Source organism: Mycobacterium conspicuum, from assembly GCF_010730195.1.
GTDB lineage: Bacteria > Actinomycetota > Actinomycetes > Mycobacteriales > Mycobacteriaceae > Mycobacterium > Mycobacterium conspicuum.
Map to the genome: position 1 here is coordinate 250,479 of NZ_AP022613.1, position 23,982 is coordinate 274,460.

General features: G+C 67.8%; 22 protein-coding genes. 10 read left to right on the forward strand and 12 right to left on the reverse strand.

Going from position 1 to position 23,982, the window contains the following annotated elements; translation table 11 throughout:
• Positions 1-25: 25 nt before the first annotated feature.
• Positions 26-448: a DUF3151 domain-containing protein gene (locus G6N66_RS01150; RefSeq protein WP_085236549.1), complete on the forward strand. Its 423-nt coding sequence runs from the start codon at positions 26-28 to the stop codon at positions 446-448.
• Here the strand turns inward: G6N66_RS01150 and G6N66_RS01155 are convergent.
• Complete coding sequence (locus G6N66_RS01155) at positions 445-1,356, reverse strand: cation diffusion facilitator family transporter (protein ID WP_085236316.1); 912 nt, start codon at positions 1,354-1,356, stop codon at positions 445-447. The two genes, G6N66_RS01150 and G6N66_RS01155, sit on opposite strands and share 4 nt — an antisense overlap.
• 40 nt (positions 1,357-1,396) lie before the next feature.
• Positions 1,397-2,155, reverse strand: a complete 759-nt coding sequence (locus G6N66_RS01160; RefSeq protein ID WP_085236318.1) for a site-2 protease family protein — start codon at positions 2,153-2,155, stop codon at positions 1,397-1,399.
• A gap of 193 nt (positions 2,156-2,348) precedes the next feature.
• Here G6N66_RS01160 and G6N66_RS01165 point away from each other — a divergent pair, with 193 nt between their 5' ends.
• Positions 2,349-2,537 (forward strand): hypothetical protein, encoded by a 189-nt coding sequence (locus G6N66_RS01165; RefSeq protein ID WP_163645757.1) that lies wholly within the window; start codon positions 2,349-2,351, stop codon positions 2,535-2,537.
• A gap of 464 nt (positions 2,538-3,001) precedes the next feature.
• Here G6N66_RS01165 and G6N66_RS01170 read toward each other — a convergent pair whose 3' ends face one another.
• Complete coding sequence (locus G6N66_RS01170) at positions 3,002-3,619, reverse strand: peptidase M50 (RefSeq protein ID WP_085236320.1); 618 nt, start codon at positions 3,617-3,619, stop codon at positions 3,002-3,004.
• 143 nt (positions 3,620-3,762) lie between these two features.
• Between G6N66_RS01170 and G6N66_RS01175 the strand changes: the two genes are divergently transcribed.
• Genes G6N66_RS01175 through G6N66_RS01185 form a run of 3 tightly spaced genes read left to right on the forward strand, consistent with a single transcriptional unit; the run spans position 3,763 to position 6,730 of the window.
• The gene (locus G6N66_RS01175) at positions 3,763-5,061 is read left to right on the forward strand and encodes an adenylosuccinate synthase (RefSeq protein ID WP_085236321.1); all 1,299 of its coding nucleotides are present in this window, start codon (positions 3,763-3,765) and stop codon (positions 5,059-5,061) included.
• Positions 5,058-5,714 (forward strand): PaaI family thioesterase, encoded by a 657-nt coding sequence (locus G6N66_RS01180; protein WP_085236323.1) that lies wholly within the window; start codon positions 5,058-5,060, stop codon positions 5,712-5,714. The genes G6N66_RS01175 and G6N66_RS01180 overlap by 4 nt, the downstream gene beginning before the upstream one ends.
• Positions 5,711-6,730, forward strand: a complete 1,020-nt coding sequence (locus G6N66_RS01185; protein ID WP_232079174.1) for an ATP-grasp domain-containing protein — start codon at positions 5,711-5,713, stop codon at positions 6,728-6,730. Before G6N66_RS01180 ends, G6N66_RS01185 begins: the two co-directional genes overlap by 4 nt.
• Here G6N66_RS01185 and G6N66_RS01190 read toward each other — a convergent pair.
• Positions 6,727-9,894, reverse strand: a complete 3,168-nt coding sequence (locus G6N66_RS01190) for an AAA family ATPase (protein WP_085236552.1) — start codon at positions 9,892-9,894, stop codon at positions 6,727-6,729. The two genes, G6N66_RS01185 and G6N66_RS01190, sit on opposite strands and share 4 nt — an antisense overlap.
• Positions 9,895-10,105: 211 nt before the next feature.
• Between G6N66_RS01190 and lipY the strand changes: the two genes are divergently transcribed.
• The 3 genes from lipY to G6N66_RS01205 all read left to right on the forward strand — a co-directional run bounded on the left by lipY (position 10,106) and on the right by G6N66_RS01205 (position 13,177).
• Positions 10,106-11,398, forward strand: coding sequence for a triacylglycerol lipase LipY (gene lipY / locus G6N66_RS01195; protein ID WP_085236325.1), 1,293 nt, complete (start codon positions 10,106-10,108; stop codon positions 11,396-11,398).
• 139 nt (positions 11,399-11,537) lie between these two features.
• Complete coding sequence (locus G6N66_RS01200; protein WP_085236326.1) at positions 11,538-11,954, forward strand: rhodanese-like domain-containing protein; 417 nt, start codon at positions 11,538-11,540, stop codon at positions 11,952-11,954.
• Positions 11,955-11,962: 8 nt separating this feature from the next.
• Entirely contained in the window at positions 11,963-13,177 is a 1,215-nt protein-coding gene (locus tag G6N66_RS01205) for an O-succinylhomoserine sulfhydrylase (RefSeq protein ID WP_085236328.1), read from the forward strand.
• 7 nt (positions 13,178-13,184) lie between these two features.
• On the opposite strand, the gene G6N66_RS01210 is transcribed toward G6N66_RS01205, so the two are convergent.
• The 5 genes from G6N66_RS01210 to G6N66_RS01230 form a co-directional block, all read right to left on the reverse strand.
• On the reverse strand, positions 13,185-14,564 hold the full coding sequence (locus G6N66_RS01210) for an NAD(P)/FAD-dependent oxidoreductase (RefSeq protein WP_085236329.1): 1,380 nt from the start codon (positions 14,562-14,564) through the stop codon (positions 13,185-13,187).
• Positions 14,565-14,589: 25 nt separating this feature from the next.
• Entirely contained in the window at positions 14,590-16,542 is a 1,953-nt protein-coding gene (locus G6N66_RS01215) for a serine/threonine-protein kinase (RefSeq protein ID WP_163645758.1), read from the reverse strand.
• A 7-nt stretch (positions 16,543-16,549) separates the two neighbouring features.
• Positions 16,550-17,749, reverse strand: coding sequence for a DUF7373 family lipoprotein (locus G6N66_RS01220; RefSeq protein WP_085235180.1), 1,200 nt, complete (start codon positions 17,747-17,749; stop codon positions 16,550-16,552).
• Positions 17,746-18,948: a DUF7373 family lipoprotein gene (locus G6N66_RS01225; RefSeq protein ID WP_232079175.1), complete on the reverse strand. Its 1,203-nt coding sequence runs from the start codon at positions 18,946-18,948 to the stop codon at positions 17,746-17,748. Before G6N66_RS01225 ends, G6N66_RS01220 begins: the two co-directional genes overlap by 4 nt.
• A 115-nt stretch (positions 18,949-19,063) precedes the next feature.
• Positions 19,064-19,966 (reverse strand): sensor domain-containing protein, encoded by a 903-nt coding sequence (locus G6N66_RS01230; RefSeq protein ID WP_085235179.1) that lies wholly within the window; start codon positions 19,964-19,966, stop codon positions 19,064-19,066.
• 107 nt (positions 19,967-20,073) lie between these two features.
• Here G6N66_RS01230 and G6N66_RS01235 point away from each other — a divergent pair, with 107 nt between their 5' ends.
• Positions 20,074-20,781 carry a sensor domain-containing protein gene (locus G6N66_RS01235; RefSeq protein ID WP_085235178.1) on the forward strand — a complete coding sequence of 236 codons (708 nt, stop codon included), beginning with the start codon at positions 20,074-20,076 and terminating at the stop codon, positions 20,779-20,781.
• Positions 20,782-20,788: 7 nt separating this feature from the next.
• Here the strand turns inward: G6N66_RS01235 and G6N66_RS01240 are convergent, their stop codons facing one another.
• Positions 20,789-21,586 carry a helix-turn-helix domain-containing protein gene (locus G6N66_RS01240; RefSeq protein WP_232079176.1) on the reverse strand — a complete coding sequence of 266 codons (798 nt, stop codon included), beginning with the start codon at positions 21,584-21,586 and terminating at the stop codon, positions 20,789-20,791.
• A 186-nt stretch (positions 21,587-21,772) separates the two neighbouring features.
• Here G6N66_RS01240 and G6N66_RS01245 point away from each other — a divergent pair, with 186 nt between their 5' ends.
• Positions 21,773-22,159 (forward strand): DUF4333 domain-containing protein, encoded by a 387-nt coding sequence (locus G6N66_RS01245; RefSeq protein ID WP_085235177.1) that lies wholly within the window; start codon positions 21,773-21,775, stop codon positions 22,157-22,159.
• A 2-nt stretch (positions 22,160-22,161) separates the two neighbouring features.
• Here G6N66_RS01245 and G6N66_RS01250 read toward each other — a convergent pair whose 3' ends face one another.
• The gene (locus G6N66_RS01250) at positions 22,162-22,779 is read right to left on the reverse strand and encodes a hypothetical protein (RefSeq protein WP_085235176.1); all 618 of its coding nucleotides are present in this window, start codon (positions 22,777-22,779) and stop codon (positions 22,162-22,164) included.
• An 18-nt stretch (positions 22,780-22,797) separates the two neighbouring features.
• Positions 22,798-23,982: an acyl-CoA dehydrogenase gene (locus G6N66_RS01255; RefSeq protein WP_085235175.1), complete on the reverse strand. Its 1,185-nt coding sequence runs from the start codon at positions 23,980-23,982 to the stop codon at positions 22,798-22,800.

Consider the following 23,982-nt stretch of genomic DNA (forward strand, 5'->3'; position numbering starts at 1 on the left):
TAGGTAACACGGCAGAATGGCAACCATGACGCCGATGGGTGACCTTCTGGGACCTGATCCGATCCTGCTGCCCGGTGACATTGACGCCGAGGCCGAACTGTTGGCCGGCGAGAGCCCGGCCGTCGTCGCCGCCGCGCATCCGTCGGCGTCGGTGGCCTGGGCGGCGCTGGCCGAGGAGGCGTGGGCTTCCGGCGCGGGCGACAAGGCCGTCACGGCCTACGCCTACGCGCGCACCGGCTATCACCGGGGCCTGGACCAGCTGCGCCGCAACGGCTGGAAGGGCTTCGGTCCGGTGCCGTATGCGCACGAACCCAACCGGGGCTTTCTGCGCTGTGTGGCGGCGCTGGCGCGCGCCGCGGACACCATCGGCGAGACCGACGAATTCCAGCGCTGCCTGGACCTGCTCGACGATTGCGATCCCGAAGCTCGCAAGCAGCTGGGTCTTTAGAACGTCTGCTCGCAGTGCCCGGTGCCGTCCGGGCACTCGACCTGGACGGTGGCGTGGTCCAGTCCGCGCGCCTGCAGCACCGCGCGCGCGTCGCTGAGGACGCGGGCGGAATCGGCGGCGCTGCGCAGATGCGCGGTGCACATGTCCTTGCCGGGCGACAGGGTCCACACGTGCAGGTCGTGCACGTCGGTCACGCCGTCGACGGCGCTCAGCGCCGACCGCAGCTCCTCGACGTCGATGTGGGCCGGTGACGACTCGGAGAGGATCCGCAACGCCGCCCGGGCCAGCGAGATCGCCCGCGGCAGCACCCACAGCGCCACCAGCACCGCGACCACCACGTCGGCGTAGGGCCAGCGCGTGGTGATGGTGACGACGCCGGCGATCAGCACACCGATGCTGCCGACGGTGTCGGCGACGACCTCCATGTACGCGCCCTTGACCGCCAGGCTGGCCTCCGAGTGCGAACGCAGCAGCAGCGCCACCGCGAAGTTGGCGGCCACGCCGGCCAATGCCACCACCACCATCGGCACGCCCGGGATGGTCACGGGTTCCTTGAGGCGTTCGATCGCCTCGTAGAGGATGAACACCGCGACGCCGATCAGCAGCGCGGCGTTGGCGACCGCGGTGAACACCTCGGCGCGGTGCCACCCATAGGTGCGCGACGGCGACGAGCTGCCGCGCCTGGCCAGCGTCACCGCCGCCAGCCCCATGAACACGGCGACCACGTCGGTGAGCATGTGCCCGGCATCGGCCAGTAGGGCCATCGAGTTGATCACCAGCGAGGTGGTGAGTTCGACGACGAAGAACGTCGCCAGGATCCCCGCGGCGACGATCATCCGGGGAATCATCCGAGACGCTGAGGCCGGGTCCGAGGCCTCCGCGGGATTGTGACTGTGACCGGCGCCCATGGCCAGTAATATATGCGCGCACACGCATATATCGCAACCGCTAGATCCAGCGGCTCCAGAACCGGGTCAACGAGTTGCCCCAGCCCACCAGCGCGTGCGGCACCCCGGAGAAATCGAAGAACCACAGCACCACGGTGAAGAGCCACGGGCTGGCCGCCAGCAGCACGACCAGCAGGATGAAAAAGCCGTATTGCTTGGCCGGTGCCAGCGCGCGCTGCGTCTCGGCACTCAAATGCGGTTCCAGGGCGTCGTATCCGTCCAGGCCGGGGACGGGCAGCAGGTTCAGCAGCACCGCGGTGAGTTCGAGGAATCCCAGGAACGCCATCCCGGACCACAGCACCAGGTGGTCGGGGTCGTAGAGCACCCGGGTCAGCGCCAGCAGCAGCACCGCCAACACCAGGTTGGCCGCCGGCCCCGCCAGGCTGACCAGGGTGCGCCGCCGCGGAGTCATGAACCACGTGCGCAGGTACACCGCGGCGCCGGGCAGGCCGATGCCGCCCAGCGCGATCACGATCATCGGCACCAGCAGCGACAGCGCGGGATGGCTGTAGCGCCGCGGATCCAGGGTCAGGTAGCCACGCACCTCGGCGTCGTGATCACCGAATCGCCACGCGGTCAGCGCGTGCCCGAATTCGTGCAGGCACAGCGACACCAGCCAGCCGGCGACCACGAAGGTGAACACGCCGGCGTAAGCCATCGGCCGCACGCTGTCTCCGGCCAGCCAGGCCAGTGCGCCCCCGACCACCGTCAACGCGACCAAGCCGAGAAACAGCGGGCTGGGCCGCACCGATTCGCGCACGCATCGAAGCTACCCGACGCCGGCCGACCCGCAGCCGCGCAACTCCGCAGGCTTCGTCGGTTCGCCCTCCGCGGCCCGGGTTCGCGGTCAATTTCCGTGTCGCAGAAGACAATTGGGCCGGGTCGCTGGGGTATGACTACGAAGTGGGAGGACAGGGAGCCATGGCGCGGGCGAATTATCTCGGTGAATTCGGGTGGGAGTCGATTATCTTTCAGTTGCGCGAAAAGGGAATGAAGTATCGATAGTTGCCATGCTCAAAGGACTTAAAACGCCTTCAGTAGCTCCGTTTTCTCCGGTTCATGCTCTGGCGGATTGGGATGCACAGGCAGGACATACCGAAGAGATGCTCTCAGCCGCTAAAATCGCCGCGGGACGTACCTGAAGTAATGGCGGCAAAGGAAATCCGATTCAAATAGCCGTCACCGGGAATATTTGACGCCCAAATTTTCGCGTTTATGTCGCCGATTTGCGACCTCCTGCGGATAGTCTTGTGTTATTCGCCAGCGCGCCTTAACCCGCATCCGGGTTTTGGGGCGGGATTGTTTAATCGAGGTGAAGTATGACCAGCCCGACTCGTCTTGAGGCTTCGCCTGATACTGCGACTTCTGCTCCACAGCGCGCGAAGCAATTGTCACCGCGTATAGCGCCTTGCAATTCGCCGGCTCGCCAACCGATCAGCACACCACTCGATTGCAGTTCCCACATTTTCTACTGCGCGGTGTGCTTCGAAATCGGCTGCGCACGCGAAGCCACCCACCAAACGAGGGACGGCCTGTGCGGCTGCGTTGAACACATCGACGAGCTCGCACGGGACGGCCGCGCCGCCATCCGCCGGCGGCGAATCGGCTACCGCACCACCAGCCAGCCTTCGACGTTGCGATAGAACGTCGAACGCCGCGCAGTGCGTGGGGCCGCGACACCGTCGCGCACCACCGCGACACCGGTGCTGCCCAGCTGGGCCGCGCGGCCGGTGATCCACCGGCGCTTGCCTAGCACCCGGGCCCGCAGGCCGGGCAGTGACAGCGTCGGCTCAATACGCACGCCCGACACGTCGCCGTCGAATAGGACGCTGTCGTCGACGACCGCCTCCCCGCGCAGCAACCCCGCATCGGCGGGCAGCCAACACGCCTGCCCGACGATCACCGACCCGGTTTCATCGCGAATCAGCGGCACCCGCCGGGCCGAGCCGCGCAGCGCGCGTCGGGCCGCCGTTCTGCCCGCCGGTAGCCCATAGATTCGGGTCGCCGCGGTGCGCCGACGCGGGACGTACGCCACCTCGATGTCGAGTCGCTCGGCGCGCAGCAGCCGAGTGAGCACGGCGGCCAGGTCGGCGTCCGCACCCACCACGACCAGCCGCCGGTAGGGGCCGATGGCCGCCGGATCGTCGGGACGATGCGTCCGCAGGCCGGCCAGGCTTCGCGGCTGGCGATCGCCGGACGGCAACACCGCCACATCGAAAATCACGACACTCCTCGCAACCTGCTGGGATAGGGTGGGTCACCGGCTCGGCCAACCAATGACGAACAATTATTGTGGTGACCCGCTGCGCCCGGACCCTGACCTGACGGCCGCGCCCGCGATCACCACAACTAAGCAGGGAGCATGTCATGCCGGCAATCGTCCTCATCGGCGCCCAATGGGGCGACGAGGGCAAGGGTAAGGCCACTGACCTGCTCGGTGGGCGCGTGCAATGGGTGGTCCGCTACCAGGGCGGCAACAACGCCGGGCACACCGTCGTCCTGCCCACCGGCGAGAACTTCGCGCTGCACCTGATTCCGTCCGGGGTCCTCACGCCCGGCGTCACCAACGTCATCGGCAACGGCGTGGTGGTCGACCCGGCGGTGCTGCTCGACGAGCTGAAGAGTCTTGAGGAGCGCGGCGTCGACACGTCCAAGCTGCTGATCTCCGCCGACGCGCACCTGCTGCTGCCCTACCACGTCGCCATCGACAAGGTCACCGAGCGCTATATGGGCAACAAGAAGATCGGCACCACCGGCCGCGGGATCGGTCCGTGCTACCAGGACAAGATCGCCCGCCAGGGCATCCGGGTCGCCGACGTGCTCGATCCCGAGGTGCTCAGCCACAAGATCGAGGGCGCGCTGGAACTGAAGAACCAGATCCTGGTCAAGATCTACAACCGCAAGGCGCTGGACCCCGAGCACGTGGTCGAGGCGCTGCTCGAACAGGCCGAAGGCTTCCGGCATCGCATCGCCGACACGCGGCTGCTGCTCAACAACGCGCTGGAGGCCGGCGAGACGGTGTTACTGGAAGGCTCGCAGGGCACCCTGCTCGACGTCGACCACGGCACCTACCCCTACGTCACGTCGTCGAACCCGACGGCCGGCGGTGCGGCGGTCGGCTCCGGCATCGGGCCCACCCGGATCACCGCCGTGCTGGGAATCCTCAAGGCCTACACCACCCGGGTGGGCTCGGGCCCGTTTCCCACCGAACTGTTCGACGAGAACGGCGAATACCTGTCCAAGACCGGCGGCGAATTCGGCGTCACCACCGGACGTCGCCGCCGCTGTGGCTGGTTTGACGCCGTCATCGCCCGCTACGCCACCCGGGTCAACGGCATCACCGACTTCTTCCTCACCAAACTCGACGTGCTCTCCAGCCTGGAAACGGTGCCGATCTGCGTCGGCTATGAAATCGACGGGAAGCGCACCCGCGAAATGCCGATGACGCAAAGCGAACTGCACCGCGCCACTCCGGTCTATGAAGAGCTGCCCGGCTGGTGGGAGGACATCTCGGACGCGCGGCAGTTCGACGATCTGCCCGCCAAGGCGCGTGACTACGTGTTGCGGCTGGAAGAGCTTGCCGGAGCACATATTTCGTGCATCGGCGTCGGCCCGGGGCGGGATCAGACCATCGTGCGCCGCGACGTGCTGGCGGCCCGCGCGTGACGGACACCAGGCAGCATTCCGAGCAGGATCCCGAAGAACTCGATCCCGAATACCACCACCACGGCGGCTTTCCGGAGTACGGGCCGGCCAACCCCGGCCCGGGTTTCGGACGTTTCGTCGCGGCGATGCGTCGTTTGCAGGATCTGGCCGTGTCCGCCAACCCCGATGACGCGGTGTGGGACGACGCGGCCGATCGCGCTGAGGCCCTCGTCGCGCTGATGGACCCGTTCCGGGCCGCCGAGGGCACGGCACCAGCCGGCCGGACTCCCGGTCTGCCCGGCATGGGCAGCCTGCTGCTGCCGCCGTGGATCCTGACCAAATACGGTCCCGACGGCTGCGAAATGACCGGACATTTCACCCGGTTTCACGTCGGCGGCAACATGGCCGTGCACGGCGGTGTGCTGCCGCTGCTGTTTGACCACATGTTCGGCATGGTTTCGCACGCGTCCGGCAGGCCGATCAGCCGCACGGCCTTCCTGCACGTCGACTACCGCAAGATCACCCCGATCGAGGCGCCGCTGCTGCTGCGCGGTCGGGTTACCAAGACCGAGGGCCGCAAGGCGTTCGTGTCGGCGGAATTGCTTGATGCCGAAGAGACCGTGTTGGCCGAGGGCAACGGCCTGATGGTGCGATTGCTGCCTGGCCAGCCTTGAGCGAGCCCACCGGTCCCCGGGTGCTGCTGCTGGGTTCGGGTGAGCCCGGCCGGGAGCTGACGGTCGCCCTGCGGCGCCTCGGCGCGGAGGTGATCGCCGTCGATGAGGACGCCGTGCCGGCCGAATTGGCAAGGCTGGAGCCCGATTTCGTGACGGTCACCGATCTTGTCTCGGATGACGTCATGCAGGTCCTCGAGACGGGCACCGCCGAACTGGTGCCCAGTGCCCGCAGCGTGCGGCTCACCGCCGACCGGGAAGCGTTGCGCCGGTTGGCCGCCGAGGAGCTGGGGCTGCCCACCGCCCCGTTTTGGTTCGTCGGCTCGGTGGGCGAGCTCACAGACGTCGCCGGCCAGGCCGGGTTCCCGTTGTTGCTCAAACCGACGGCGGGGGCGGCGCAGCGTGTTGCGGGTCCTGACGATATCGAGCCGGCCTGGCGCCGTGCGGTGGGCACCGCGCCGCGGCGGATCCTGGTCGAGACGCAAGTCGACATCGAAGTCGAGGTCAGCCTGCTCGCCGTGCGCACCGATGGGCCCACGGTCGAGTTCTGCACGCCGATCGGTCACGACGGGGCCGAGTCCTGGCAGCCGCAGCGGCTCAGCCCGGCCGCGACCGACGCCGCCAAGTCGGTCGCCGCGCGCATCGTCAAGGCGCTCGGCGGCCGCGGCGTGTTCAGCGTCGAGTTGATGGTCAACGGCGACGAGGTGTACTTCGCCGACGTCGCCGCGGGCCCGTGCCCCAGCGCCTGGGTGACGTTACGCAGCCAGCGGCTCTCGGTGTACGAACTGCAGGCCCGCGCGGTGCTGGGCCTTCCGGTGGACACGCTGATGGTGTCGCCGGGGGCCGCCCGGGTTTTGGGTCCCGATACCGGCGCGGCGGGCGCCGACGCGTTGGCCGCCGCGCTGGCCGTGCCGGAAAGCGATGTCCTGGGGTCCGTCGCAGTGGCGACCGCGCCGGACGTCGCGACCGCGCGCGACCGTGCCCGACAAGTCGCGAGCCGACTGAAGACCGTGCGTTAAGGCAGCGCCCCGGCCCACGCGATATGCCCTTCGAAGCCAAGCGATTTCGCCGCGTCGCGGTATAGATCCCGAAAGTTCGTGTAAGCCGCGTCGTCGCCGCGAGCCCGCGCTAACAGTGCGCGCAGCCGCAGCAGCCAGATATCTGGCATCGCCCGGCCATCTGCCGCCGACGCGACCGCCAATCGTTCAATCACCGCTTCGGCTTCGGTCAGGTCACCGTCGGCCCCACGATCCAGCAGGGTCTGCAGAAGAATGCCGGTGCCCCAGACGCCCCACCCGAGCCGTCCATCCTCGTACATCCCGTCCACGGCTTGGCGCATCACCGCAATGGCAGCATCGCGGTCGCCCGCGGCACCTTCCCGCGCCGCCCACAAATCGGTAACCGGAAGCATCTGCAGTGCAATCTGCTTGTGCACCCAGATAGCGCGGGCCTGCATCATCAGCTCCATGCCGCGGTGGCGCTCGGCCGCGGTGTCCCGACTCAGCAGCGCTACACCCAGCGTGTACTTCGCCATGCTCACAGCGAGGTCGTTGCCGGTTCTCTCGGCGGTCTGCAACGCCGCCTCGCTCGCGCGCACCGCGGAGTCGTCGGCCCGAACCGCCCCGAAGTGAATCGCGTAGCCGTAGCTCCAGATGAGGACGCCGCCGAACGTGGTCGCGTGATTGCTGCGTCTGCCCATCGCGACGGCGTCGTGGAGGTCTTGGCGCCACCCGGGACGGCCCAGCCACCACCGGGCGGTGCTGCGCCACGCCAACGCGACAGCCAGGGGTGATCCGAATCCGAAGCCGGCGCCCTTGGCGGCGTCACCGGCGGCCAAGTCGATGACGGTCTGCGACCACTGCAGGATCTCGTCGAAGTCGCCGGCGTCCGCCCAGGTGGCGAACGCAGCGTGCGCCGACCCGATGGTCAACGTGGGATCGCCGATCGACTCGAGCAGCGCCATTTGTTCGGATGCCAGCCGCGAGGCCTCACGCGCACGCTCCGCGTAGAGGAGTTCGGCTAGCGGTCCGGTCATGCCGATCGCCAGCGAGACCTTGTCCCCCGCCGCGCTGCACAATTCGCGCAGCTCGGCGAAGCGGCTCCGGCTTTCCCCGACTCCCTCTTGGGAGTCGGTGGCGCACAGCATGGTTCGGGGGGCGATGCGCATCGGCAAGCGGTGCGGATCGTCGGGGGGTAGTGCGTCGGCGATGCGCCGGGCCCGCTCCCAGCTGCCACGGGCCGCCTCAAGATCGCGGTTGGTCGACCAGGCGCCGGCGCGCATATGCCACTCATACGCGGCGTGCACCTCGTCGGCGGCCTGCAAATGATCGGCGATCAACGCCGCGTTCTCCTCCACCGAGCCCGGCTCGCGCTCCTGGATGGCCGCGGCCAGGCGTCGGTGCCACTGCGCCCGATCCGATTTGAGCTGCGACTCGTAGGCCACGGCGCGGATCAGCGGATGCCGGAAGGCGTACTCGGCGCTCGGAGTGAACCGGACCTGGTCAACTAGCTCCGCGCCCAGCAGCTCATCGAGCACCGCATCGATGCCCAGCGCGGCCAGCAGGTCCGCCTCGAACCGAACCCCTATCACCGCGGCGGCGTGCAGGGTCCTTTTGGCCGGGGTGTTCAGGCGGTCGATGCGCGCCTCGATGGTTGCCTGCACGGTCGGCGGCACGGTGACTTCGGCGGTATTCGCCGCACGGACGTAGTTGCCGTGCTCGCCGGCCAGCACCCCGCGCTGGGCCAGCTCGCGCACCATCTCCTCGGCAAAGAAAGGGTTCCCGGCGGCCCGCTCGGCGAGGGTCGCCGCCAGCTCGGTGACTGACCGATCCGGCCCCAGCAGCTCACCGATCAGTGCCTCGGTGTCCGAATCGCCCAGTGGCGCAAGCGAAATCGTCTGTGCGCCGGGCACCCGCGTCAATACGCCCGCATACTCGGGACGTGCGGTGATCAGCACCATCGACCGGGTTTGCGGGATGACTGAGAGAAAGTCGGCCAGCATCGATTCGCTGACCGCATCGATCCACTGGGCGTCTTCGACGATGAACAGCGACGGTTCGGCTGTCGCCAGGGCTGCGGTGTTGATCAGCGCGATCAGCCGGCGCCGCCGCGCATCCGGCTCGATCTGGGGCGGAGGCACGTCGGGGTCGGCAATGCCGACTAGATCGTCGAGCAACAGCAAATCCTGAGGATCGGCATCCGGGAATTGTTTCCGCACCCGGGCACGGGCGGCTTCACCGTCGAGGTCGGCTATGCCGGTCCGCACGCGCAGGAGGTGGGCCACCACGCGGAAGGGAATGTCACTGGCGTGCGCTTCGCAGAACGTCCAAAACACTTCGACGTTGCGACCCGCCGCGCAGCCCGCCGTCTCGCGAGCCGTCCGACTCTTGCCGATGCCCGGCGGTCCGACCACAGTCACCACACCGCCGTGGCTACCGATCGCGCGGTCCACCATGGCGTCGAGAACGGCCATCTCCCACCGCCGGCCGACTAGGCTCGCCTCGGAGCGCGCGGCCAGCGCATCCCGCGGGGCGATCGCCAACAGTCGGTGTGCGCGCACCGGTTTGTCGGCGCCCTTGATGTGCACCCACTCCGGCGCGTCCAGCAGCACGGTGTGCTCAACCAGTCGCGCGGTCGACTCCGACAGCATCACCCCGCCCGGCGGGGCCGCCGATTCGATTCGCTGCGCAAAACCGACCGGTTCCCCGGTCGCCGTGTACCCCCGCGTCGTCGAACCGGCAATCACCCGACCCGAATTCAGGCCCACCCGCAACCGCACAGTCACGCCGTCGCGGCGCTGCACCTCGGTCGCCAGCCGGCGGGCCTCCTCCTGGATGGCCAGGGCGGCAAGGCATCCCCGAAAAGCGTGATCTTCCAACGCAACCGGGGCGCCGAAGATCGCCATCACGCCGTCGCCGGTGTACTCCACGGTCCCGCCACCATAGCGGCGCACCACCGCCGCCGACCGTTCCACCACCGCGGTCATGATTTCGCGCAATCGCTCGATGTCCACGGCGCCCGCGATGTCCATCGAGCGGACGATATCGGCGAACAGCACCGTCACCTGTTTGTACTCGGCCGGCTTCGCGGCCGGCATCAGTGCGGCACCACACTCGTTGCAGAACTTCGAGTTCGGCGGCAGCTCAGCGCCGCACGACCCGCAGACCAGGGCTGCCGCCGTCATCGAACGCGGCCAGCCCACTGTCGCTCCACGGCATTATGTTGTCACCGCTGGTGGGAAGACGCAGGTGATATCGCCCAGACCGGCTAGGCAGTGAACTATGCCGGCGCTCAGGCCGCCCCAATTTTCAGTAGGCGGCTACTGCAGACCGCCACATCGATTCACGTGACGCTGAATTGTGCACGTCGGCCTGGCGAGTTAGTGGGTGAAAGACATGTCCTATGTGATCACGGCACCGCAGATGCTGGCGTCGGCGGCGACGGATCTGGCGGGCATCGGCTCGTCGCTCGGCGAGGCAAACGCGGCCGCCGCCGCCTCGACCACCAAGGTGCTGAGCGCCGCAGCCGACGAGGTATCGGCGGCCATTGCGCGGCTGTTTTCCGAACACGCCCAGGGCTTTCAGGCCGTCAGCGCTCGTGCGTCGGCGTTTCACGACCAGTTGGTGCGGTCATTGCACGCGAGTGCGCAGGCATATGCCGGCGCCGAGGCCCAGGCGATAGACACGCTCAAGACCGCAATCTTCGGGTCAGCAGCCATTTCACCGGTTCCCGCCACGCAGCATCCGACATTCAGCGGCAAACCGTCGCTGACCCTCAGAATCGAAACCGGTGCGATGCGCCAGGTTAGGAATGTCCTGACCCTATCCGGAATCTACGACCAGATGGGGAACCCGAATTCGCTCGCCGACCGGCTGTTTGCCGGCAACGCCCTGAGGCCGCTCTTCAGCACCTCCCCGCCGAAGCTATTGACGGCGCTGCTGGGGGAGACGGTCCAGTACACCACCTATGACGGGATGAGCGTGGTGCAGATCACCCCGGCCCATCCCGACGGCAACTACGTGGTCGCCCTGCACGGTGGCGCGTTCGTCTGGCAGCCCGCGATCTTCAGCTGGCTCGACTACTCGGTGATGGCCTACCAAACCGGCGCGACCTTCGAAGTGCCGATCTACCCATTGCTACAGCAAGGAGGCACCGCCGGCGCTGTGGTACCCCAGATCGCCGGCTTCCTTTCCGCAGAGATCGCTGCGCACGGTGCCCCCCACGTCAGCGTGCTCGGTGACTCGGCGGGCGCCAACATCGGCTTGGCGGCCGTCGAATACCTGGTGGCACACAACGAAACCGTACCGGCGGCACTGGTTCTGCTGTCTCCAGCGGTGGACCTGACACTCACCAATCCCAGCCTCGGGCTGGTGCACGATCCTTTCCTGCCGGCTCCTGGGACCAGCAAGTATTTCGACATCTTCCCCCGCTGGGCCGGCAACCTTGCCCTCAACGACCCGCTGGTAAGTCCGTTGTACGGCTCGCTGGACGGGATCCCGCCGACGTATGTCTACGCGGGCTCCATCGATCCGGCCGCACCCGACGCGCTTGCACTCGCGGAAAAAGCCGTGACCGAATCGGCACCGATGAGCTTCGTGCTGGCCAACGGGGGATTCCATGACTGGATCCTGCTCAGCCCCGGCGGTGTGCGCTATTGGGCCCAGATCGAACATGAACTCGGCGCCTAAAGCCGGGTGCTCGTCAGAAAGCTGACCACCCGGAACGGCCATCGCAGTCCGGCCTCCCAGCGCGTCACCGGATTCGTGGTGTGGTTTGGGCAGAGATATTGTGGCTCACAATGCTGACGAAGGACGAGGTCGAACGCGGATGAGCTACGCAGGAGATATCACGCCGCTCGAGGCATGGAAGCTGCTCAGTGATAACCCGGACGCGGTCCTGGTGGACGTGCGCACCGACGCCGAATGGCGGTTCGTGGGCGTGCCGGATCTGTCTAGCCTGGGCCGTGAGGTGGTCTTCATCGAGTGGAATTCGTCTGACGGCAGGCGCAACGAGAACTTTCTGACCGAGCTGCAGGACCAGGTCCCGACGGCCCAGGGGGAGCGGCCGGTGGTGTTCCTGTGTCGCTCGGGCAACCGGTCCATCGGCGCCGCCGAGGTGGCGACCGAGGCGGGCATCACCCCGTCGTACAACGTGCTGGACGGTTTCGAAGGCCAGCTCGATGCCCACGGCCACCGCGGTGACAGCGGTTGGCGGGCGGTCGGGCTTCCTTGGAAACAGGGGTAGCAGCAGGGATGACCGAGTCGGTTCGCACGCCCAAGGCCCTGCCCGACGGCGTCAGCCAGGCCACCATCGGCGTGCGCGGTGGATTGTTGCGATCCGGGTTCGACGAGACCGCCGAGGCGATGTTCCTGACGTCCGGCTACGTGTACCCGTCGGCGGAAGTCGCGGAGCAGTCGTTCACCGGCGAGCTGGACCACTTCGTCTACTCGCGCTACGGCAACCCCACCGTGACGATGTTCGAGGAGCGGCTGCGGCTGATCGAGGGGGCGCCCGCGGCCTTCGCCACCGCCAGCGGCATGGCCGCGGTGTTCACCTCGCTGGGCGCGTTGCTGGGCGCCGGTGACCGGTTGGTCGCTGCGCGCAGCCTGTTCGGGTCGTGTTTCGTGGTGTGCAACGAGATCCTGCCGCGGTGGGGCGTGGAGACCGTCTTCGTCGACGGCGACGATCTCGCGCAGTGGGAGCAGGCATTGTCGAAGCCGACGCAGGCGGTGTTCTTCGAGACGCCGTCGAACCCGATGCAGTCGCTGGTGGACATCGCCGCCGTCACCGAGCTGTCCCATGCCGCGGGCGCAAAGGTGGTGCTGGACAACGTGTTTGCCACACCGCTGCTGCAGCAGGGCTTTCCGCTCGGGGTCGACGTGGTGGTGTATTCGGGCACCAAACACATCGACGGCCAGGGCCGGGTCCTCGGCGGTGCCATCCTCGGCGACAAGGAGTACATCGACGGTCCGGTGCAAAAGCTGATGCGCCACACCGGCCCGGCGATGAGCGCGTTCAACGCCTGGGTGCTACTGAAAGGCCTTGAGACGCTTGCGGTTCGGGTCGAGCACTGCAATTCCTCGGCGCACCGGATCGCGGAGTTCCTCGAAACCCATCCGGCGGTGCGTTGGGTGCGCTACCCGTTCCTGCCGTCGCACCCGCAGTTCGACCTGGCCAAGCGTCAAATGTCGGGCGGCGGGACGGTGATCACCTTCGAACTCGATACGGCGGAAGGCGCCGCCAAGGAACGAGCCTTCGAGGTTCTGAACAAGCTGCGGCTGATCGACATCTCCAACAACCTCGGCGACGCCAAATCGCTAATCACCCACCCGGCCACCACAACTCACCGCGCGATGGGCCCGGAGGGTCGGGCAGCGATCGGCCTCGGCGACGGCCTGGTGCGCATCTCGGTCGGGCTGGAGGGCACCGACGACCTGATCGCCGACATCGACCAGGCCCTGAGCTGACTCTGCGCTAACCCGCCGCCTTCTCGGCCGCTTCGATGCGTTCGGCCGCCGCCAGCGTTCCCTCCTGCGCCTGCTTCTCCACCCAATCCACCACCGGGCGGGCGTACATCATCTGGCTGGTGATGGCCATCTGGCCGCGTGTGCGGCCCAAAAACGAGATGCCCCAAGAGAACATGGCGGCGACGCGGTTGCGGAAGCCGACCAGGTAGTACAGGTGCAGGAGCAGCCACGCCAACCAGGCGAAGAAGCCGCCGAACTCGAGCTTGCCGACCTGCGCGACGGCGCTGTACCGCGAGATGGTCGCCATGCTGCCCTTGTCGAGGTACTTGAACGGCTTGCGGGTGGCCGGGTCGTCGTGCCCCTTGATCGCGTGCTTGATCTGGGTGGTGGCGTAGTGCGCGCCCTGGATTGCGCCCTGCGCCATGCCGGGCACGCCCGGCACGGACATCAGATCGCCGATGACGAAGACGTGCGGGTGTCCCTTCACCGTGAGGTCGGGCTCCACGATTACCCTTCCGGCGCGGTCGGTTTCGGTTCCGTCGGACTGCTCGGCGATCATCTTGCCCAGCGGGCTGGCCGCCACGCCGGCCGCCCACACCTTGCACGCGCAACCGATCCTGCGCTCGCCACCGTCCTTTTCCTTGATCGTGATGCCCTCGTAGTCGACCGCGGACACCATGGCGTTGAGTTGGACCTCCACATCCAGCTTCTCCAGCCGACGCTGCGCAATGAGGCCGAGCTTCTCGCCCATCGGGGGCAACACCGCGGGCGCCGCGTCGAGCAGGATCACCCGGCAGTCGCTGGGTTTGATGGTCCGAAACGCGCCCGCCAGCGTGCGTTCGGCGAGTTCCACGATCTGCCCGGCCACTTCGACGCCCGTCGGCCCGGCGCCGACGACCACGAACGTCAGGCGACGTTGCCGCTCGGCCGGGTCGGTGGCCACCTCGGCCGCCTCGAACGCGCCGAGGATTCGGGCCCGCAGTTCCAGGGCGTCGTCGATGCTCTTCATGCCGGGTGCGAAGGCGGCGTAGTCGTCGTTGCCGAAGTAGGACTGCTGGGCGCCGGCGGCCACGATCAGGCTGTCGTAGGGTGTCACCGTTTCCATGCCCATCAGGTGCGATGTGACCGTCCGCGCCTGCAGGTCGATCGCTTCGACCTCGCCCCACAACACCCGGACGTTCTTCTGCTTGCGCAGGATCAGCCGGGTGGTCGGGGCGATGTCGCCCTCGGACAGGATTCCCGTCGCGACCTGATAGAGCAGCGGCTGAAACAGATGCGTGGTCGTCTTGGAGATCAGGGTGACGTCCACATCGGCGCGTTTGAGCGCCCTGGCGGCGTTCAGGCCGCCGAACCCGCTTCCGATGATGACGACGCGATGTCGGGACATGCCACTCCCCTTTTTCATCCGTTTGTCAATGGATCTGGTTGCTGAGTTTATTGACCAGCGCGGTGTTGAGGTAGGTGGTGGCCGCCGGGCCGCCGGTGTCGAGCGCGGCGATGGTGGCCGGATCATCGACGATGACCAGGATTCCGCCGTACCCGCTGTACTTGGCGGGCAGGCCGGCGTATCCGCCGCCGCCGGCGGCCGGGTCGGTGCGCAGCAGCAGCAGCACGTCGGTGCCTTGGCCGGCGACCTCGAACTTGTCGATGTCGAACGGGGCGTCGGGCGGATCGGCGGGGCCCCGTTTGTAATGCGCGCTGTAGGCGAAGCCGATGCCGTCGAGATAGTCGGTGGGTGGGGATTCGTGTGCGGCCGCGGTGGTCGAGGTGCCCGTGTAGTTGACGGCGACGATGGACTTGCCGGAAAACGCCGGGTGCTCGGATCGGATCTTGTTCTGTTGCGACGTCGCATCGTTCAGCAGTGATTTGGCGGTGTCGGCGCGGCCGAGCGCGTTGGCGATCCAGCTCAGCTGCGTCTGCCAGGTCCAGACCTGGGAGCTGTCGGCGGATTGGGTGAGGGTGGGGGCGATGCCGCTGAGCTGGTTGTAGGTGGGTTGGTCGATGTCGCCGGTGTCGATGATGAGGTCGGGTTTGGCGGCCGCGACCGCGGTGGGGTCGACGTCGGCCAGGACGGGGCTCGAGGAATGCACCAGCGGCGCAAGCCAACTCGGCACTTTGGCGTGCGCCTGGGTCATGATGACGGGCTGCACGCCCAGCGACAGCACCGCATCGGCATCGCCCGGTCCGAGTGCGGCGATGGCCAGCGGCCGGTGCTGCAGATTGACCGCGCCGAACTTGCCGTTCAGCGTTTGTGGATGATACGGCGCCAGACCGCCGCCGGGGTGACTGATCAGCCGGACGGCCACGACCGCCGCCACCGCCAGCGCGACCAAAACACATGCCGCGCCGAGGATCAGCCGACCGCGGGCACGCCGCCGCCGCGGGGGCGCGGGCGGCGCTGGCTGAGCTTGCCACGGTGGAGCGGCGACGGGCGGCGGGGGCGGCGTGGGCGGGTAGGACAGCGTCGGATTGGTGCGCGATCTGGGGTCCGGGCCCACAGCGCTTGTGGCCGTGTGGTTTTGGGGCTGGCCGGAGAAGGCGGCGGCGGTGGCGGCGGCCAGCGCGCCGGCGGTGGGGAAGCGGTGGTCGGGGTTTTTGGCCAGCGCTTGAGCGATGACTCCGTCGATGGCGGGCGGTACGCCGGGGGCGACTTCGGTCGCGCGTGGGATGGGACCGATCAGATGCCCCATCAACATTGCCGGCAATTCCTGGTTTTCGCCGTAGGGGGTGCGTCCGGTCAGAAGCCGAAACAGCGCGCAGCCCAAGGCGTAGATGTCGGTTCGGTGGTCGACCGTGGCACCCTCGATCGCCTCGGGCGCGGCATAGGCGGCGGTGCCGACCAGCGTTCCCGTCGCTGTCAGTGCGGAGGCATCATCGAGCGCACGCGCAATGCCGAAGTCGGCCAACAACACTCGTTCGTGTTCGGTGCCCGGCGCGGACAACAGGAAGTTGCCCGGTTTGATGTCTCGATGCAGGATGCGCCGGGAGTGGGCGTAGTCGAGTGCTTTGGCGACGTCGGTGATGATGCGCACGATGCGGCCCGGCGTGAGGTTGGCGCGGGCGATGTCGTTGGCGGCGGTGCCCTCGACATATTCCATCGCGATCCACAGGTGGCCGCCTTCGGTTTCGCCGCGGTTGAACACGGTGACGATGTTGGGATGGTTGAGCGTGGCCGCCAAGTCCGCCTCCCGGGTGAACCGGGCGCGGAACTGCTGGTCGAGCGATAGCTCGGCGGACAGGATTTTCAGCGCGTCGTTACGCGGCAGGGTGGGGTGGCGGGCCAGGTAGACGGTGCCCATCCCGCCGGAGCCGAGCACGCCTTCGATGCGGTAGCCGGCCACGATGGTTCCGACAGCTAGTGGCATTGGCGGTTCATTTCCCGGTGAGCATGCGGTATTGGGCGGCCATCATTTGGTGCAGGGCCGCTTCTTGTTCATTCTGAATGAAGTACGCATAGCGATCCGCGGCGGCCACACACCAGAAGGCCAGGGTTTCGGTGAAACACTTCGCCTTGGGCATCCCGGTGACGCCGGCCACGCGGTGCGGGTCGGTCATGTCCGCCACGATGCGCGCGGCCGATCCGGGATCGGGGGTTTGATAGACGCGAAGTTCGACGAAGTCGGCGACTTGTTGAACGCCAGCGGATTTGAACAGCGCCTGCCGGTGCAAGGGGTTGTCGGTTTCCAAGTGCAGCGCTCCGTGCTGGTCGTAGATGCCGTCGTTGATCGTCTCGTTCTCGGACCGTGGCGGCAGGGTACGGGCCAACAACCCATCGGGGTCGAGGGGCAGCTGAGCCAACTTGTCGAACGGCGTGGGTTTGAAGCTGTCCACCAGCGGCTGCTGCAGATCCAGCGCGGTGGCAATCAATTTGGCTGCGCTGTCGGGGTTTTCGGCCGAGGTGGCCGTCTGGGCCAGGATGTATTGACCATGCGCGGTCAGGGCGGTCACCGAGTACCGGTCGCCTACGGTCGGGTAGTGCGAGGTCCACCGGTAGGTGACCGCGGCTGTGCCCGGGTAGCGGGGGATCGTGAAATGTTGGGTGGGGATCGGGTTTTCGGCGTATGGCATCGTCAGGACCGCGGCTTTGGCCGCCATGTCCGCGACGGCGGCGGTGGCGTCGGCGGGGGTGTCGGTCTCCAACACGACGTTGAGCAGATCCTTGTAGCTGCCCGTGTCGGTGGAGCGAGAACTGGAGAACCCGGCGACGAACTTGTGACCGGCCAGGCCGTCACCCATCGGGGCCCCGAGCAGCGCGTTGACCCCGTCGGAGTCTTTCACCACGCCGGTGGCGTTCTGCGCAAAGTGGGTCAGCGCGGGATCGACTTCCCACGGGCCTACGACGTTGGTGGCCAGCCGGCGCGCCTCGGCCCAGCCGCCCTGCACGGGGTCACCGGCCACCCCCAGGGCCGGGCGTGGCGTGGTGGGGTAGTTGCCGACGTCGAGCGCGGCCGGATCGACGCCGTCCCAGGTGCCGCCCCCGGGTGCCTTGACGGCGGTTCCCTCGATCCCGGAGCTGCATCCCACGGTCAGCGCCGCGACCGTCGCCACGGCCGCTGCGATTCGCACGATCATGAGGTGGTCAGCATGAGGTATTGGGCGGCGATGACTTGGTGCACGTCGAGTTCCTGGCTGGCGGTGGCTTTGAACGCGTAGCGGTCGGCGGTGGCGACACACATGTAGCGCACCTGAGCCAAATCGGAGGCGCTATCGGGCTTGCCGGGTCCGCGGTCAAAGCAGCGCGCGGAGGGCAGTCCGCTGATGCCGGGCGCTGTTTGGTAGCCCAAGTAGGGCACGTCCATGCGGACCAGTCCGTCGACGGCGCGCAACGCGCCGGTCGGATCCACCGCCTCGTACACGGTGGTGCGATCGGCGGCGACATGTTGGATGCCGGCATCGGTGTACATGGTTTGGCTGGCCAGCGGGTCGGGACGAAAATTCAGTGCGCCGCGCGGCTCGTAGACGGCATCCTGGTTGACGCCCGGGTTGGTGGTGGGCACGGTACGCGCGAGCAACCCGGTGGGGTCTGCGGGCAGCGCGGCCAACCGCTCGACCGGCGTCGGCTGGAAGTGGTCCGCCGAGGGGCCTTGCAGGTCAAGGGTTTTGGCGATCAGGTCGGCGACGACGGCCGCGCTGTCCTTGGAGCCCGCGTATTGATAGAGCACGTAGGGTCCGTGCGCGGTGAACGCCTCGGCCTCAAATCCCCCGGACACTGCGGCGACGTTGGCCAAAGTCGTTGGGTAGCGCGGGATTCCGAGTCGGGTGGCCGCGACATTACCCTGGCGGGGGATGGTCAAATTGGCCGCGGCCATCGCCGGGGCGGCCGCCGCGGCGTCTTGGTTGCTGGGGAACCGTAACACCGCGTTGGCAAGGACCATGGGTTTCTCGCCGCCGACCGTGCCGCGTCCGCTGACGAACCCGGTCACGTAGTGGTGGGCACTCGCAGCATCGGACAGGGACGTGCCGAAGACCAGCACGGAAAGCGATCCGATGTCGGGCAGCGCGGTGGTGGGGGCGACGTCCGATTGCGCGGAGACCAGCGTGTGGTCGACTTCCCAGGGTCCGGTCACCATGCCGGCCATTCGCTGCGCTTCCACGCGCCGCCCCGCGGCCTCGTTGGGCACGTTGCCCAGCGCGGCGCGGGGCCGGCGCGGATAGTTCCCGGGGTCCAGCAGCGCCACGTTGGCCGTCGGGGCGGCAGGGGCGCCGGACTTCACCGCGCTGCCGGTCACCACCGAACTGCATCCGGCAAGCGCCGCAATCACAGCGGTCACCGCGATCACTGCCGCCGGCGCCGACACCCGGAGGGCTGCGCTGCGATGGGCCACGGCACGTCCTCTTTCCGCCCCCCTGGGCATGTCGAGACTGGTAGCTGATGCTACCCGGCCGTTAATGGGCCGAAACGCGGTCGGCAATCCGCGCGGCCTCGGTGGTGGCCTGATCGGTGCGCGCCAAGCCGCAGCTGCGCGTGTCGATGACGACATTGTTGCGAGTGGTGAGGGCCCGCTGGCAGCCCCACCCGTCGCCGCCTTCCTGGGTGAACAGCACGGTGAGCATGCCGTCGTGGTTGGCGACGGTGCCGACCATGAAGGTGCTCGACCCGTCGGCGGGCGTGGTGAGTGTGATCATTTTGCCGTTGCATTTAGTCCAGTTCTCGGCCTGGGTGGCCGCGAAGGCGCCGGCCGCCGCAGCGCTGGGGTAGTTGATGACCCCCTGGGCGACGATGTGGTGATCATCGCGCAGGGACTGGGTCTGCACACCGACATAACCGGTCCCGCGCAGCGCGTCGAGCAACGCGGGATGCGCGATGCCTACGCATTCGGTTCTGTCGGTGGACAATTCGCCCCACGGTGAGCCGGGCCGAAGATCGGGCACAAGCCGAATGTCGGTCGCGCCTTCGATGTCGTTGACCGTGCCCGCGTCCAGCAGCAGCCCGGGCAGGTCACTCAACGGCACGGTCGGCGCCGGTGCTGTTTGAGCGGGCCGGACCGGCGTCGCGGACGAGCGCGCCGGTGTGGCGTCCGGTCGGCTCGCGCCGGTAAGGCTCACGCCGATCCCGACGCACACGATGATCGCCGCGATCACAGCGGCGGTGCCGATCAGCGCCCAGGTGCGCGCACCGCCGCCGCGCGATTGCGGCCGAAGCGGCGGATATACCGGCCCCGGCCAACCCGGCATCGCCGGCGGTGGCGGCATGGGTGGCCGCATCGCCGGGGCAGCGGCTCGCCGCGGCAGCACCTGGGTCGTCTCGTCGGCGTTGCCCCTGGATAGCGGGTTCGGGTGGATCGTCATCGCTCTAGTCCTTTCGAGTGGCTGCTACGAATCAAAACACAGCGAAGCGGCTTAGCGCAACGACTTTACTGTTGCGATGCGATGAGTTTGTTGCTAGCGTGCGACGCATGACTTGGACGAGGATCGGCACCTTTGCGCTCGGTTTGTGCCTGGCACTGACCGGCTGTTCCGTCACCGCCACCGGGCGACCGGCGGCCGCCCCGGACCTGGGGCACTGGCAGCCCGCGCCGGTGCTGTCCGAGCGGCTGGGCGACCTGCTGCTCAGCGCCGCCGACGTCAACGCCATCGCGCACAGCACCGCCATGACCGTGCGTTTGCCGGTCACCGAGATGTCACACAGCGAGGCGACGGTTTCGAATCGCAACTGCCTGGACGCCTATTCGCCGATCCAAGCCGCCGCCTATCAGGGCAGCAGCTGGACGGCGGTGCAGGGACAGCTGCTCGACGACACGTCGTCTTCGACCACCCCGTTCCGGCACGCCCTGCTGCAGGCCGTGGTCGGATTCCGCGATGCCGATTCGGCCCGGCAATTCTTCAGCCAGGCCGCATCGCGGTGGTCGGCGTGCGCCAATCGGCCGCTCACGGTCCAGCGACCCCACCGCGAGCCCGTCACCTGGGCGTTCGGCGAGCTGGTGTCGAGTCGGAACACGCTCAGGCTCATGCAGTCCAGCGCCGACGGCGACGTTGCCTGCGAGCGCGCCGTGGGGCTGGCCAACAACGTCGTCATCGACACCCTGTGGTGCGGGTCCGACACCACCGACCAGGCCGGTCAGGTCATCACCAAGATCGCGGCCGGCGTAGCGCAGTCGGCGTGATCCCAGGTCAGCCGGCGGTCAGCTGCGCGATCAGGGACTCGACGGCCGCCACCGCGTCGGGCGCGATGGCACGCTCGGCCTCGGCGTCTTCCAGGACCGTCGGCGGCAGACCGACCGCGTTGGCGGCTTCTTCCAGGCTCAGTTCGGCCCGGTGGCGCGCCCCGTAGAGCCGCTGTCCGAGGGTCGCCGCCGGCGCTCGGGCGGCGCGCATCATCAGGTCGTTGTAGCTGCGGCGCACGCCGCTCAGGGCGAGGACGACCGACGGGGTGCCCCTGGAGTTGCGCGCCGCGGTGGCCGCCAGCCTCTCGAGTTTGCGCAGATCGGCGAGGACCGCGGTGGCTTTCGCAGTGAACGCGGGATCGGACGCGTCGGGCAGTTCTGCGATGGCCGCGGTCAGGGTATGCATCGCCAGTTCGACGGTGTCGGCCAGCAATGGCGCCCCGATGGTGTCGGTGAGCACCTCGGTGGCCTCGTCGCGCGGTGCGGCTGCCGGGGCGGATCTGGCATCGTTGCGGATGCGCATGATGGTGCCCGGCGACCAGCCGAGGGCCTGTTCCAGCTTGGCTTGCGTCTGGCGACGCGGCCAGCTGCGCCCCTTTTCGAAGGCGATCAGCGTGCCGGCGTTGATGATCTTGTCCCGGGCCAGGCTGCGCTGGGTCAGCTCCAATTCTTGGCGGCGGTCGGCGACCGCGCGCCCGGCGCGCAGCACGCCGGGATCGATCTCGTCGTGCCACCACTGTTCCGCGTCGGTGTCGGGGTGCAGGACGCCGGTCGGCTGGTCGGGTTCCTCCGGTATCTCGGGCATCACTCGGGATGCTACATGTTTCCCGCCGCGCCCGCTGCGGGCTGGCGCAACAAATTAACCGTTGCATCATAAGATGGCGTTCGCTAAAGTCGTAGCAGGCGCGCCCGCGCCGGGAGGGGGAGCGATGACGGTCGAGAACTATCCCGACGATGAGGCGATGGCGCTGGCCGAATTCGGCGGCTACCGATGACTCGAACCGTGGCCCCGCCGTGGCTCCAATACGGGCCAGGCACAGCGGCTTTCGCGCCCCGCAAAGACCATCGGTGGCTGCTCGCAGGTTTGTTGGCGGCCGTCGTCGTCGCGGCCCTGATTGTGGCGCTGGTGTACGGCGTATTGGCCGCCAGACGACTCGACATCGCCGCGGTGCAGGCCGGCGTCGCGCACGTCTTGTCCGATCCGGCGGGCTACGGCGCACGCAACGTCAGCGACGTCAAATGCAACGACGGTCAAAATCCGACGATCGCCCGGGGAAACACCTTCACCTGTGAGGCGACCATCGACCGCGTGAAACGCGTCTTCGTTGTCACGCTCACCGACGACGCGGGCAGCTATCAGGTCGGTCGAGCGCGCTGAGATCACGGCCACCCGGAGGCGGTGTTGTTCCGGTAGTTCGCGTTGAGCGCGTCGCAGAAGTCGGATTTCGTGCCGGCCAGCAGCACTACGTAGTCGCCGCCCTTGTTGTTGAAGGTCTGCGGGGGATAGGTCCAGCCGTTGTTGCACATCGACGTGGTGCTGCCCGCCGAAGGCCTGCGCCAGTTGGACATCTCGCAAGCTTTCATTGCCGCGGTGTCCGGATACGCGCTTTTGGCGATGACCAGCATGGCGCCGCCCCACTGCCCGTCGTTGCGGCGGTAGGCGCGGGCCCCGAAGCCCGCGTTGTTCTGCTGACAGCTCAATGCGCGCTGCAACGCCATGAAGGGGCCCGCCAGGTCGCGGTTGGTGACATTGGCTGCGGCCGCGATGAATTGAGCCGCATCGGAGCCGTCGACCTCTTGAACTCCTGCGTCGTTGAGGCTTTTGAGTTGCTGCGACATCTGCGAGGAGGGTCCGGTGACTCCGATGGTGGGTCCGCTGCCGGTCGACGCCATCGGCGGCAGCGTGACGGGATCGGCGTGCGCTGAGGTTGTCGCGGCGGCCAAGGCCAGGCCACCCGCGGCGATGCCCACTGCAACCCGATGCGCGATAAATCCCATGGCTAGCTCCTAGTTTCGTCAGCGGAAGGCGTCGCTGCCGGTGAACGCCTGACCCAGCACGAGCTGATGCATCTCGGGTGTGCCCTCGTACGTCAGCACCGATTCCAGGTTGACCATGTGCCGGATGACCGGGTACTCCAGCGATATCCCGTTGCCGCCCAATATCGTTCGAGCCGTCCGGCAGATCTTGATCGCCTCACGGGTGTTGTTCAGCTTGCCGAAGCTTACCTGCTCGGGGCGCAGCCCGCCGCTGTCCTTGAGGCGGCCCAGGTGCAGCGAGAGCAGCTGGCCCTTGTGCAATTCGATAGCCATGTCAACGAGTTTCGCCTGGGTCAGCTGGAATCCCGCTATGGGACGGCCGAATTGGGTCCGCTGCGTCGCGTAGTCGAGCGCGGCCTGCCACGCCGAGCGTGCGGCGCCCATCGACCCCCAGATGATTCCGTAGCGCGCTTCCGACAGGCAGGACAACGGCCCGCGCAGGCCGGTGGCCTCCGGCAGCAGCGCGTCGGCCGGCAGCCGCACATCATCGAGCACCAGCTCGCTGGTGATCGACGCGCGCAGCGACAGCTTGTGGTGAATGGTGTTGGCGGTGAAGCCCGGAGTGTCGGTCGGCACGATAAAGCCGCGAATCCCGTCGTCGGTGTCCGCCCACACGACCGCAACGTCGGCCACCGAGCCGTTGGTGATCCACATCTTGCGGCCGTTGAGCACCCAGTCCGAGCCATCGCGGCGCGCCCGGGTTTTCATCGCGGCCGGGTCGGAGCCGACGTCGGGCTCGGTCAGCCCGAAGCACCCGAGCAGTTCGCCCGCGGCCATGCCGGGCAGCCACTGCTGTTTCTGTTCCTCGGACCCGAAGTTCCAGATGGCGAACATCGCCAGCGAACCCTGCACCGAAACCATCGACCGAATGCCAGAGTCGGCGGCTTCGAGTTCCGTGCAGGCCAGGCCGTAATGCACGGCCGAGGCGCCGCCGCAGCCGTAGCCGTGCAGGTGCATGCCGAGCAGCCCGAGCTCTCCGAATTGCTTGGCCAGTTGACGGGCCGGCAGGTCGCCGATCTCGAACCACTCGCCGATGTGGGGGAGGACATGCTCGGCGCAGAACCCCCTGACCGTGTCGCGCACCGCCAGCTCGTCGTCGGACAGGGACGCGTCCAGGCCGAGCGGGTCGTCTCGGTTGAAAGCGGGCGGTGTCTTGCTGGTCAT